Annotated in this window: 11 protein-coding genes; 8 read left to right on the top strand and 3 right to left on the bottom strand. The window is 36.0% G+C overall.

Annotated elements, in window-relative coordinates; all coding sequences use genetic code 11:
* Positions 1-20: 20 nt before the first annotated feature.
* Positions 21-1,373 carry a phosphoglucosamine mutase gene (gene glmM / locus EsVE80_RS06855; RefSeq protein WP_173103054.1) on the top strand — a complete coding sequence of 451 codons (1,353 nt, stop codon included), beginning with the start codon at positions 21-23 and terminating at the stop codon, positions 1,371-1,373.
* Between the two features lie 170 nt (positions 1,374-1,543).
* On the opposite strand, the gene EsVE80_RS06850 is transcribed toward glmM, so the two are convergent.
* Entirely contained in the window at positions 1,544-2,740 is a 1,197-nt protein-coding gene (locus tag EsVE80_RS06850; RefSeq protein WP_173103053.1) for an amidohydrolase family protein, read from the bottom strand.
* A 187-nt stretch (positions 2,741-2,927) separates the two neighbouring features.
* Complete coding sequence (gene glmS / locus EsVE80_RS06845) at positions 2,928-4,733, bottom strand: glutamine--fructose-6-phosphate transaminase (isomerizing) (protein ID WP_173103052.1); 1,806 nt, start codon at positions 4,731-4,733, stop codon at positions 2,928-2,930.
* 393 nt (positions 4,734-5,126) lie between these two features.
* Between glmS and EsVE80_RS06840 the strand changes: the two genes are divergently transcribed.
* The 7 genes from EsVE80_RS06840 (at position 5,127) to yihA (ending at position 11,540) form a co-directional block, all read left to right on the top strand.
* Positions 5,127-5,417 (top strand): hypothetical protein, encoded by a 291-nt coding sequence (locus tag EsVE80_RS06840; protein WP_173103051.1) that lies wholly within the window; start codon positions 5,127-5,129, stop codon positions 5,415-5,417.
* A gap of 24 nt (positions 5,418-5,441) precedes the next feature.
* Positions 5,442-6,473, top strand: coding sequence for a signal peptide peptidase SppA (sppA, locus tag EsVE80_RS06835; protein ID WP_173103050.1), 1,032 nt, complete (start codon positions 5,442-5,444; stop codon positions 6,471-6,473).
* A gap of 3 nt (positions 6,474-6,476) precedes the next feature.
* A complete protein-coding gene (locus EsVE80_RS06830) occupies positions 6,477-7,070 on the top strand; it encodes an RDD family protein (RefSeq protein WP_173103049.1) in 594 nt (197 codons plus the stop codon).
* A gap of 24 nt (positions 7,071-7,094) precedes the next feature.
* On the top strand, positions 7,095-8,042 hold the full coding sequence (locus EsVE80_RS06825; RefSeq protein WP_173103048.1) for a hypothetical protein: 948 nt from the start codon (positions 7,095-7,097) through the stop codon (positions 8,040-8,042).
* 116 nt (positions 8,043-8,158) lie between these two features.
* Positions 8,159-9,442, top strand: coding sequence for a trigger factor (gene tig, locus EsVE80_RS06820; RefSeq protein ID WP_173103047.1), 1,284 nt, complete (start codon positions 8,159-8,161; stop codon positions 9,440-9,442).
* Between the two features lie 215 nt (positions 9,443-9,657).
* Positions 9,658-10,896, top strand: coding sequence for an ATP-dependent Clp protease ATP-binding subunit ClpX (gene clpX / locus EsVE80_RS06815; RefSeq protein ID WP_173103046.1), 1,239 nt, complete (start codon positions 9,658-9,660; stop codon positions 10,894-10,896).
* A 59-nt stretch (positions 10,897-10,955) separates the two neighbouring features.
* Positions 10,956-11,540: a ribosome biogenesis GTP-binding protein YihA/YsxC gene (gene yihA / locus EsVE80_RS06810; RefSeq protein WP_173103045.1), complete on the top strand. Its 585-nt coding sequence runs from the start codon at positions 10,956-10,958 to the stop codon at positions 11,538-11,540.
* 7 nt (positions 11,541-11,547) lie between these two features.
* Here the strand turns inward: yihA and EsVE80_RS06805 are convergent, their stop codons facing one another.
* Entirely contained in the window at positions 11,548-11,712 is a 165-nt protein-coding gene (locus tag EsVE80_RS06805) for an SPJ_0845 family protein (protein WP_173103044.1), read from the bottom strand.
* Between the last annotated feature and the right edge of the window lie 31 nt (positions 11,713-11,743).

The raw sequence follows: 11,743 nt of genomic DNA, 5'->3' as shown, positions 1-11,743 counted from the left end.
AATTTTGTGAGGTAAGAAAAATGGGTAAATATTTTGGTACTGATGGTGTACGGGGCGTAGCAAACGTTGAATTGACACCAGAGTTAGCATTTAAATTAGGTCGTTGTGGCGGATATGTTTTAAGTCAACATGAAGATAGCGAACATCGCCCCAAGGTTTTAGTAGGCCGTGATACACGTATGTCTGGTCAATTATTAGAAAACGCGCTTGTTGCAGGCTTATTGTCTGTGGGAATCGAAGTTTTTACGCTTGGCGTGATTTCTACACCAGGTGTTGCATATTTAACTCGTGTTCAAAAAGCAAGTGCAGGAGTCATGATTTCAGCATCACATAATCCTGCAGAAGATAATGGAATTAAATTTTTTGGGAGTGATGGTTTCAAGTTGGTCGATGATCAAGAGGCTGAGATTGAAGCTTTATTAGATGCCCCACAAGACACATTACCACGTCCTTCAGCAGAAGGCTTGGGAACTGTTGAAGAATTTCCAGAAGGTCTTTTAAAATACTCACAATTTTTAGAGCAAACTATTTCAGGAGATTTATCAGGTCTAACTGTTTGTATTGATGCTGCAAATGGAGCTACAGCTACAAGTGTGAATCGTTTATTTGCTGATCTAGAAACAGATTTTTATACAATGGGTACATCACCAAACGGCTTGAATATTAACGACGGTGTCGGTTCAACGCATCCAGAAAAATTGGCGGCCTTTGTTGTTGAAAAAGGTGCGGACGTTGGCCTTGCCTTTGATGGAGATGGCGATCGTGTCATCGCGGTAGACGAGTTAGGAAATATTGTTGATGGCGATAAAATTATGTACATTTGTGCGAAATATTTAGCAGCTAAAAAACGGTTGAAACAAGATACAATTGTGACAACGGTAATGAGTAATCTAGGTTTTCATAAAGCAGTAGAGGCAATTGGACTAAAAGATGTCATTACACAAGTTGGGGACCGCTACGTTGTTGAAGAAATGCGTAAAAATGATTATAACTTTGGTGGCGAGCAATCTGGCCATATGGTTTTCTTGGACTTCAATACAACAGGTGATGGTATGCTTTCTGGAATCCAATTATTAAGTATTGTCAAAGAAACAGGTAAAAAATTATCTGAATTAGCAGCGGAGGTAACGATTTATCCACAAAAATTAGTTAATATTCGCGTTACAAACAAAAATGGAGCAATGGAAGTTCCGGCGATTAAAGCAGTTATTGAAGAAGCTGAAAAAGAAATGAATGGTGAAGGACGCATTTTAGTCCGACCTTCAGGTACAGAACCATTATTGCGAGTGATGGCCGAAGCACCAACTGATGAATTAGTTAATTACTATGTTGATAAGATTGCAGCTGTTGTTCAAGCTGAAATTGGTGCATAATAAATAAGGATGAACGTCAAGTTGCGTACCGTGATTTTGACGTTCATCTTTTTTTAAATTTTAATATCTGTTACTATCAAAAAAATATGTTGTATTTCAATTCCTCTGGTTATTATGAATCAAAGAAGTGCCGTTTTATAAAGGCGGAGTAATTTTGGATACAACAAGTATCATTTCACTTTATTTCCCTTAAAATAGCTAGCAGCAACCGGCACTTTACGTGCTACAAATTCGGCAGTAGAACTGGCGTTAACCAAAGTGAAGCTGGCAGGCATGCCAATTTTTAACCAACCACTGGGCGTGATTATTTTTTTACCTGTCACTAATTCTAGACTTTCAGTTAGATCTTTTTGTGAAGTTAAGTCAAAAATTTCTGCATAGCGATTCAGCTTATCAATTACATCACCATTACCAAATGGTGACCAACAATCATAAATGTTATCACAGCCGATAAGTGTTTTAACACCGGCTTTTTTTAATTCAGTCAATGGTGGGATAACAAAGTTAAGTGGAATGCTAGAGATAATCGTGATTTGATTATCTGCCAGACGCGAAAGTAATTCAGCACGCTCCATAGAATCTAAATCACGCAAACCATAAGCGTGGCTAATAGTTACCTTGTCTTGCCATTTTGTTTCCTCGGTTAGAGTTACAATTTTATTAAAAGCTTTTCTAGCAGCGTCACCTCGTTCGTGAAGGTGATAGTCAATCGGAACATCAAATTCTGTTGCTAAATTAAAAGTTTGATTTAATGACTGCTCTAGATTGTTATCAATACTAATCGGATCGACTCCCCCAACGAGGTTAGCGCCGTTTTGTAAGGCATTTTTCATTTCGCCATAAGCGTTTGAAAGAATAAGTCCATGTTGCGGAAATGCAACCAGTTCATAGTCAAGTTTGTCCTGGTAATTTATTAAAACTTCTTGTGCAGCTTCTAAATATCGTTGCCCAACGAGAGGATGAATATCAATATGGGAACGAAAATGAGTAACACCAGAGTCGAGTTCCAAGTTAATTAAATTTTTCATTCGGTTGGAAAAATCTAACGGCGCTTTTTCTAAATACGAAAATTCTTTTGTAAAACGTTCTACACGATTTTTTGCTGGTTCGATGGGTGACCAAGGTAGCCCTAATTTGCTTTTATCAAAATGGATATGCATTTCCCGCAATTGAGGTAAAATTAGAGCATTTTGGCCATTGACAATAGTATAACCCGAGCTATTGATTGCGTGATTTTTTTCAAAAATGTCTGTAATAATCCCATTTTCAACAGCGATCGTAACGTTTTTAGTAGCAGTGCCATAAGTAAAATTGTTTTCTGTCAAAAAGCTGGTTTCCATTCGAACATCTTGTAATAAAAATTTCATAGAACACCTCCAGATTAGTTTAAAGATAACTTGAAAATGGAAAAAAAGCGAATTTTAAAATTTTAACCAGATAAAACGAAGACTCGCCAACTACTTAGAAACAAGGACAAAAACTCGTAAGAAAACCGTAATGTTAAAAAGAGTCTGTAACAAATTTGTTACAGACTCTTCAATCGATAGTTTGATTTTATTCGACGGTGACAGATTTAGCGAGGTTTCGCGGTTTATCAACATCGTATCCTCTTTGTAAAGTAGCAAAATAAGCTATTAACTGGGTTGGCACTACTGCTAGTAAACTTGTTAATAAGGGATGAACAGTTGGTAATAAAATTTGATCATCTGGTTTAGCCAATCCTTCACTTGAAATAACAAGTGTATTGGCTCCGCGGCTTTTGACTTCTTGTAAATTCCCTCTTGTATGTTGTCCGGTAACAGCATCTGTAATGATTCCAATCACTGGGGTCCCTTCTTCAATCAGTGCAATCGTTCCGTGTTTCAATTCACCGGCAGCGAAACCTTCAGCTTGAATATAAGAGATTTCTTTTAATTTTAATGCGGCTTCCATGGAGACATAGTAATCATTACCTCGGCCGATGTAAAAAGCGTTGCGAGTAGCACTTAAATAGTTCGCCGTTAATTCTTCCAAGTGTTCTTTTTCATTAATCATGGTTTCCATTGCGGTTGCAATTAAACCAAGCTCGTGAAATAGATCAAATTCAACTGCATTTGCAATTCCTTTTTCCGTACCTAAAGCTTTTGCTAAGACAGCCATGACTGCGATTTGTGCTGTATACGCTTTGGTAGAAGCAACGGCAATTTCTGGACCAGCATGTAATAGCAAAGTATAAGTTGCTTCGCGGGATAAGGTAGAACCAGCTACATTTGTAATAGTTAAAGAAGGGTGGCCTAATTCGTTTGTTTTGACTAAAACTTGACGACTGTCGGCGGTTTCACCACTCTGGCTTAAATAAATGAAAAATGGTTTTTTGGATAAAAGTGGCATATTGTAGCCAAATTCACTTGATAAATGAATTTCTACTGGCAAGTGTGTTAGAGTTTCAAAAAATTTCTTAGATGCCCACCCAGCATGACTACTTGTCCCGCAAGCGACAATATAAACGCGATCACTGCTTTTTAAGGTTGTTAATAAATCTTGGTCAATGGCAATTTCACCGTCAATCGTTTGATATTTTTGTACGATTTTACGCATTACAACTGGCTGTTCATCAATTTCTTTTAGCATGTAATAAGGGTAGGTGCCTTTTTCAATATCGCTAGCATCAAGTTCTGCAACGTAATAGTCTCGTTTGATAACTTCACCAGCAGGATTTTCAATGATAGCATCTGTTGCAGTTAAAGTCACCATTTCACCGTCCATTAATTCAACGAAGTGGCTCGTTTGGTCTAGCATTGCTAAAGCATCACTACATAATACATTGAAGTTCTCTCCTAAACCAATCAAAAGAGGACTTTTATTTTTTGCAACATAAATTGTTTCGCTGTCGTTTGTATCTACAAGAGCAAAGGCATAAGAACCTTCTATTAAGCTTAGTGCCTTTTTAAAGGCTGCTTTTGTTTGTAATCCTTGTTTTTTAAAAAGCGCAACTAGGTGAACTGCAATTTCAGTGTCAGTTTGCCCATAGAATATATCTTCTGATAAATAGCTTTGGCGTAAAGCATCGTAGTTTTCAATGACACCATTATGAACCAAAATTAATTCACCGTTTTCACTAGTGTGTGGGTGAGCATTTGATTCTGTTGGTTTGCCATGCGTTGCCCAACGTGTATGTCCAATTCCCATAGTGCCATTAATACTAGGGGTTAACTTTTCTTCTAAATTTTTGATTGGACCGATAGATTTTACTAGATGATTGCTACTCCCGGCAACATAGATACCAGCTGAATCATATCCTCTATATTCTAAACGTTTTAAGCCGTTTAAGATAATTTTTGTTGCGTCGTTTTTTCCAACGACACCGACGATTCCACACATGTATAAAACCTCTTTCTTATTTTAGACTTGTTTTCTTTTTATCTGTTTATTCGTTTGATGTCACATTCAGGTAAAAGATAAACATTAATTGGTATAGATTTATTTTTTATTGGTCTAATTACCAAGACATCCAAAATGATATTATTTATCGTGGTTTTTGTCAATGATAATTTTCTTATTTATAATTGGTATAGTCTTTTTTGGCGGTAAACCAATTTTGTATATTCAAATATGTGTCTCGTTTTTTTTTTTCTGATTTTGCAAATTTTTATTTAAGCGCTGTTTTTTTTGTAAGCTTTTCGCTACAATGAAAAAGAAAAACTTTTTTCTCGTCATAATTCAGCTGAGAAATTAGATTAACAGTTTACCGAGCTGAAATAAAAGGAGGACCAAATGGAAAATACAGTACGTTGTATGTCATTTAAGCAATTGAAAGCTGCTATTGCAAAGTTAGAGACCACAGCTGGCATCACGGAAGAAACTAAGATTTTTTTAGATACAGGCTGGGATAGCCTGCAAGAAATTTCCCCAGAAAGCATTGAAATAAAAAAAGCGCGTTATTTTGAGGTGCAAGATCCGGTCAGTAAAGAATATTTTGGTGGTTTTGCTTTAACTGAAAAAGCAGAGAAAGTAAAGGCTACGGGGGAAGAAGAAACAGTTATTGTCATTGAAAATTTGTATTAAATATTGCGTTAAAAGGAGTAGAAAATGAATAAAAGAAGATGGATTGCAGTTGTTATTGCCGTAGGATTGTTTATTTTTTCAGCCATATCTTCTCGCGTTGCCACGCATAATGAAGAAGATACTCAAAAAACATTAGCTGGAATAAATGCGTTATTATATGGCTCTAACCAATTAGAAAAAAAGGTAATAGAAGAAGGAGATGCGTCAAAACAAATCGTCAAATTGACGGTTGATGGAACAATTGCAGATACCGGTACTGGTGGTATTTTCTCAACGGCAACGTATAGTCACCAAGATTTTTTAGAGCAGTTAAAAGAGATTCAAACAGATAAAACAATTAAAGGAATTTTATTAGAAGTAAATTCACCTGGTGGTGGAGTTTATGAAAGTGCTGAGATTGCCAAAGAATTTGCTAAAATTAAAAAATTAAATATCCCTGTCTATGTAAGTATGAAAAATATGGCAGCAAGCGGTGGCTATTACATTTCGGCTGCTGCAAATAAAATTTTTGCTACTGATGAAACAGTCACCGGTTCAATCGGTGTAATCATGTCGGGAGTAAATTATAGCGGATTGATGGAGAAACTAGGGATTACTGATGAAACTTATAAAAGTGGTGCTTTAAAAGACATGGGATCTACCACTCGGAAGCCAACAGAAAAAGATAAAGAAGTATTGCAAACATACGTTAATAATGCTTATAACCGTTTTGTCAAAGTAGTTGCCAAAGGACGTGGCATGTCAGAAGAAGCGGTTCGGAAAGTTGCTGACGGTAGGATTTACGATGGTGCACAAGCAAAAGCAATTGGTTTAGTTGACGAAATTGGTTTTCCAGAAGATGCTTTAAAAGCTTTAAAAAAAGAGCAAAAATTAATTAACGCCCAAGTAATCGAGTATGCAGTTGGCGATACAGGTTTTTATTCATCTTGGTTAGGTAGTAAAGCAGCAAAATTGCAAGGACTTGCGCCAAGCGAGAGTAGTACAGTGTTGCATTTGTTTGAATCACTAGGAAATGCTCAAGCACCAAAGCCTCTTTATTATTATGGAGGTGAATAATTTATGAATGATAAAATACAAGGGCCAAAAGTATTTAAAACAACGGAAGGTAAAGAACGCTTTACAAAAGAGGAAGTTAAAAAGCAACAGAAAACTTGGCGTCCTTTATTACATGAAAAGACTGAAAATAAAAAGTTTTTTCCAAACTATTTCTATGCTGGTTTTTGGATTCGTTTGTTTGCCTATTGCATTGATTTAATATGTGTTAGTGCAATTACAAATGGTACAGTTGGTTTAGCTTATCGCGTGGCTGCTGTAAAAATATCAAATAGTTTTTTAAGTTTTTCTAGTCTTTTGGCGTTGGCCATTTATTTAGCCTATTTCACTTTATTAACCAAATTGAATCATGGGCAAACCATCGGGAAAATGATTTTTGGTATTCGAGTAGTTTCTTTAACAGAAACTGAGCTTTCTTGGGGTACTGTTATTATCAGAGAAACGGTCTGTCGTTTTATTTTAAAAGGATTTCCTTTTATTTTAGGGTACGTTGTAGCTGCTTTTACCGATCACAAGCAGCATGTAGGGGATTATTTTTCAGATACTTCAGTAATCACAATTAATGTTTTAAAAGCTTTTAATAAAGAAATGCGGGCTTAATTTCAAAAAAAGCAGGTGTAGTAGATGGGCGAAAAAATTGATTTCCCCGACGAATTAAAACGACATATTCGATTAGCAAAAAAAGCGATAGAAGAAAAAGAATATTTAGTTAGTATTAGATATTTGCAAAAGGCATATGAGATGGACATGTCATTTGAAATTAATCAATTGTACACTGAAGCGTTACTAAAGTGCGAAGACTTTGAAAGTGCATTACAAATAGCGCAGGATTTTATTATTGAGTATCAGCAAACAACTTTAACGCTAACAAAATACGTGCGAATTTTATTGTTGAATCAACATTTCTTAAAAGCTAGAAAATTGATTTTACAAAGTGTTTTTTTGACAAACGAACAAACAAAAACATTCATTCAGCAAGTGAATCAGTTAGAAGCAGCCGTTGATTTACTAGATCCAGAAAATATACAACAAAAACGACAATGGCTAAATAGTTGGGATGAAAAGGGCGCGCCCGTCATAACAGCTGATTGGGAAGCATTTCAGCGACAGGTGACATATCGACAATTTATCGCAATGATGCAAGACTTTTTACCAAAAAGTAAAAATGATTTTTTACGTCCACGTTTGATAGAGGAACTTGTTTTGTTAAAGTGTGATAAAACAATTACATGTTCAAGTTGGGACGGAAAAGCTACTGCTGTTAATTTAATGGAAATAACACTGCCTGAAAAAGTTGCGAGTTATCAAGAATTGAAAAAATACTTTGAAACAGAAGTTGCTGCACAGGACAGCCAAATGGCAGAGTTTTGTTTAAATGAGTTAAACGCACAATTAGCTATAACTTATCCTTTTGTCCCTTTTGTATCTGATACCAAAAAGTGGGGAGAAAGTTATATTTTAGAATACCAGGCCATGATGGGAAGCAAAAGAGCAAAAATAATCTTACAGAACTTTGCAGATATTACTGAACAAAAGGCACAAATCCGGCAAATTTATCAGAAGAATTTCTAAAGTTTTTTTACTTTCAGTAACCTTAAAATGTTTACAATTCCCAAGGCTTAGTGTAATATTTAAAAGTATGCATGAAAGTATTTCATAGTAAAATTAGTTTATTCGGAGGGAAACACATGACTGCAAAATGGGAAAAAACTGGCACCAATGATGGTGTATTAACATTTTCAATCGATCAAGCTGAAATCCAAAAAGGCTTGACACAAGCATTCAACAAAGTAAAAGGTAATTTAAACGTACCTGGCTTCCGTAAAGGGAAAGTTTCACGCCAAGTATTTAACCGTATGTATGGCGAAGAAGCGTTATATGAAGACGCATTGAACGCTGTTTTGCCAGAAAATTATGAAGCTGCAGTTAAAGAAGCAGGAATCGATCCAGTTTCTCAACCAAAAATTGACATTGATAGCATGGAAAAAGGTCAAGATTGGGTAATCAAAGCTGAAGTTACTGTTAAACCTGAAGTGAAATTAGGCGATTACAAAGACTTAACTGTTGAAAAACAAGATCGTAGTGTTACAGAAGCAGACGTTGATGCAAAATTAAAACAAGAACAAGAACAACAAGCTGAATTAGTGATTAAAGAAGACGAAGCAGCTGCAAATGGCGACACAGTTGTAATTGATTTTGAAGGTTTTGTTGATGGCGTTGCGTTTGAAGGCGGCAAAGGCGACAACTACTCATTAGAATTAGGTTCTGGTTCATTTATTCCTGGCTTTGAAGAACAATTAGTTGGTCATAAAGCAGGCGATGATGTGGAAGTGAACGTGACTTTCCCTGAAGACTATCAAGCTGAGGATTTAGCAGGTAAAGAAGCTATTTTCAAAGTTGTTGTTCATGAAGTTAAAACAAAAGAATTGCCAGAATTAGACGATGAATTTGCTAAAGATGTTGATGAAAACGTTGAAACTTTAGCGGAATTAAAAGAAAAATACATGAAAGAATTAACCGAAGCAAAAGAAAAAGCTGCTGAAGATGCTAAGGATGAATTAGCGATCCGCACGGCTGTTGAAAATGCTGAAATTCTTGATTTACCACATGTAATGGTGCATGATGAAGTACACCGTTCAATGGATGAATTTTTAAACAATATGCAACGCCAAGGTATTTCACCTGAAATGTACTACCAATTGACTGGTTCAACTGAAGCAGACTTACACAAACAATTTGAAGGCGAAGCTGAAAACCGCGTTAAAACAAACTTGGTGATTGAAGCTATTGCTGCAGCAGAAAACTTGGAAGCAACAGAAGAAGATGTTGAAAAAGAAATCGCTGAATTATCTGAAGCTTACAATATGCCAGTTGATCAAATCAAACGTGTTTTAACAGAAGATATGCTAAAACATGATATCACAATGAAAAAAGCAGTTGAACTTGTAACAGGAACAGCTGTAGAAAAATAATTTCTAAGATTGAAGCTACCAGCACAAGCTGGTAGCTTTTTTAATTTGCAGATGTGAAAGATATTAAAATTATTATATAAAAAATGTTTGTCCTTAATTACAATGAAAGCAACTACTTTTTCTTTCGCAAATAGTATGCTATCATAGTCTAAGACTGTTTAAATCAGTTATCCATCACTCGTTAAGAGGGCGGAAATTTTTCAAGGGGTGAGACCATGTACGACAACACTAACGGAAATGAAACTGTACGTTGTTCATTTTGCGGTAAATCGCAAGAGGAAGTTCGTAAGATCGTCGCCGGTCCCGGGGTCTACATTTGTAACGAGTGTATCGACTTATGCAAAGAGATCATTGACGAGGAGTTCCTGGATGAAGAAGTGCGGGAATTCATCGATGTACCTAAACCAAAAGAAATTCTAGCAATTTTAAATGACTATGTAATCGGACAAGACCGGGCAAAAAGAGCCTTGGCGGTTGCGGTTTACAATCATTACAAACGGGTAAATGCAGAAAGTAGCGAAGATGACGTTGAATTACAAAAAAGTAATATCTGCTTAATTGGGCCAACTGGATCTGGTAAAACTTTTCTAGCCCAAACATTAGCTCGTTCACTGAATGTTCCGTTTGCAATTGCAGATGCTACTAGTTTGACAGAGGCTGGTTATGTTGGTGAAGATGTCGAAAATATTTTATTAAAACTTTTACAAGCAGCTGACTTTAATGTTGAAAGAGCACAAAAAGGGATAATTTATATTGATGAAATTGATAAAATTGCCCGTAAAAGTGAGAATGTTTCGATTACACGTGATGTATCTGGTGAAGGTGTACAACAGGCCTTGCTTAAAATTTTGGAAGGTACTGAAGCAAGTGTACCTCCACAAGGTGGAAGAAAACATCCGCATCAGGAAATGATTCAAATTGATACAACCAACATTTTATTTATCGTTGGTGGAGCTTTTGATGGAATTGAAACAATTGTTAAAAATCGGATGGGTGAGAAGATTATTGGTTTTGGTACCAATAATAAAAAGATTGCCGAAGATGAGAGTGTCATGCAACATATTATTCCTGAAGATTTATTAAAATTTGGCTTGATTCCAGAATTTATTGGTCGTTTGCCTGTTATGGCCGCGCTAGATAAATTGACCAATGATGATTTGGTTCGTATTTTAACAGAACCGAAAAATGCCTTAGTTAAACAATATAAAAAGTTAATGGCTTTAGATGAGACTGAATTAACTTTTGAGCCAGCAGCACTAAAAGCGATCGCAGCAAAGGCAATTGAGCGTAATACTGGTGCGCGTGGTTTGCGTTCAATCATCGAAGATATTATGATGGATGTTATGTTTGACGTACCAAGTGATGAGGACATTAAAGAAGTTATCGTTACTGAAGATGCTGTCACTGGCATTGGTGCACCAAAAGTTATTTATGCTGAGAAAAAAGCGGGATAAATTACGAAAAAGCTGGGACTGGTGCCCAGCTTTTAGCTTGATTTAAAGGAGTGAAGTAGATGAAAGTTCATAACGCAGAAATTGTGATTAGTGCTGTTTCTCCAAAACAATATCCTGAAACAGATTTACCCGAAATTGCTTTAGCAGGTCGGTCAAATGTGGGGAAATCATCTTTTATTAATACATTAATCCAACGGAAAAATCTTGCCCGAACTTCTTCTAAACCCGGTAAAACGCAAACCCTTAATTTTTACTTAATTGAGGACACATTACACTTTGTTGACGTTCCAGGTTATGGTTACGCTAAAGTGTCTAAGAGCGAGCGGGCTAAATGGGGACAGATGATTGAAACTTATTTGACCCAGCGGGAACAATTAAGAGCGGTAGTATCTTTAGTAGATTTACGCCATGCACCAAGTCAAGAAGATATTCAAATGTATCAATTCTTGAAGTATTATGATTTACCAGTAATCGTAGTTGCAACAAAAGCAGATAAAATTCCTCGTGGTAAGTGGAATAAACATGAATCCGTCATCAAAAAAGCCTTGGATTTTGATAAATCTGATACTTTCATCATTTTTTCTTCTGTGACCAAAGAAGGAAAAGAAGAAGCTTGGCAGGCAATTGAGCAAGCAATCAAATAGAGCCGAATCATTTTTGATTCGACTCTGTTTTTTTGCTTTTTTTGTTTTGTTCTTTTTTTGCTTCTGGTTTTAAAAAACGGGAAATATCAACTTCTTCTTTCTTATCTGGTAAGATAACTAAATCATCAAACATTTTATCTAAAGAATCATCGCGTTCAAATTTCAAACCCATCTAAATCCCACCTCCAGTTAGAGTTTAACAT

This window comes from Enterococcus saigonensis (genome assembly GCF_011397115.1).
Classification (GTDB): Bacteria; Bacillota; Bacilli; order Lactobacillales; family Enterococcaceae; genus Enterococcus_C; species Enterococcus_C saigonensis.
Note: the sequence above shows the minus strand (reverse complement) of the source record. Positions and strands in the feature narration are given on the sequence as shown.